We start from the raw sequence: 1389 nt of genomic DNA on the forward strand, positions 1-1389 counted from the left end.
GTAGCACTTTGCGTGTGGCTGAGTCAAAAAGTCGCAAGTACATCTTTAACACAGTTGTGTAGTCGCTTAGAAGCTTATACGGGAGTACTCATGAGTCCCGAAGGACTTAATAAGCGATTTAATACGCGAGCCGTACAATTTCTTCGACAACTATTTTCGCATCTTTTTACTCAAAAGCTATACGCAGCCGGAACACTACCCCATAGTTACATCACTTTATTTCACCGGATTCGCATATTAGATTCCACTACCTTTCAACTCCCGGACACCTTTGCTTCTGCTTACAAAGGATCTGGAGGAAGTAGCCATAAGGCCGGTATTAAAATACAGCTCGAATATGATCTCCTAAACGGACAGTTTTTACATGTTGATACGGGACCTGGAAAACAAAATGATCGAACCTACGGTTCTGTATGCTTACAAACTGTTCGAGAGAAAGACTTATGTATTCGTGACTTAGGCTACTTTGACCTAAAGGATCTTGAAAACATAGACATGAGAGGCGCTTACTATATTTCTCGTTTAAAATTGAACAATCGTGTGTATCAGAGAAACCCACACCCTGAGTATTTTAAAGATGGAAAGGTAAAGAAACAGTCTGAGTATATTCAGTTAAATATGGAAGATCTTATGAATCAGATTCAGCCCGGTGAGACACATGAGATATCCAATGTTTATATCGGTCTATATCAAAAGTTACCGACCCGATTGATTATCCATCGGCTAACAGAGGAACAGATCCAAAAGCGGCGGGAAAATCAGGCTGTAAAGGAGAAAAAGAAGGGAATCGTGTACTCGGAGCGTAGTAAACGTCTGAGTGCCATCAATGTATACATTACTAACTCTCCGATAGAAGATGTACCGACCCGAGAAGTTCATCCCTTGTATTCATTACGGTGGCAAATAGAAATTCTCTTTAAAACATGGAAATCTTTCTTCGAGATCGATCACTGTAAAGATATCAAACAAGAACGCTTAGAGTGCCATTTATATGGACAGCTCATTAGTATCCTTATTTGTTCCTCTACTATGTTTCGAATGCGAGATCTTTTATTAAAGAAAAAAGGGAAAGAACTAAGTGAATATAAAGCCATATATGTCATTCAAGATTACTTCCCGCTTTTACATAGAGCCATAGAAAAAGACACCACAGAGATATCAAGGATATTACTTCGCCTGTTCAACCTCCTACAGCGCAACGGGCGAAAGTCTCATAGATATGAGAAGAAAACAGTCTTTGATATATTGGGTGTCGTGTATCATTATACCATGGCTCAAGACCAGGCTGCTTAGTTGAAAAAAATTGAGCCCATTAGGGCTTATTTGTTATGGACATTTTTACATCTTGGTAGCTAAATGAATAAAAAATAAATGGTTTACATACAAAAT

The 1389-nt window shown here is 38.7% G+C and carries 1 protein-coding gene; it reads left to right on the forward strand.

Going from position 1 to position 1389, the window contains the following annotated elements:
• The coding region (locus tag H540_RS0122245) for an IS4 family transposase (protein ID WP_028402436.1) at positions 1-1293 on the forward strand (1293 nt) is incomplete at its 5' end.
• Positions 1294-1389 lie beyond the last annotated feature (96 nt).

This window comes from Ectobacillus panaciterrae DSM 19096 (genome assembly GCF_000430785.1).
GTDB lineage: Bacteria > Bacillota > Bacilli > Bacillales > Bacillaceae_G > Ectobacillus > Ectobacillus panaciterrae.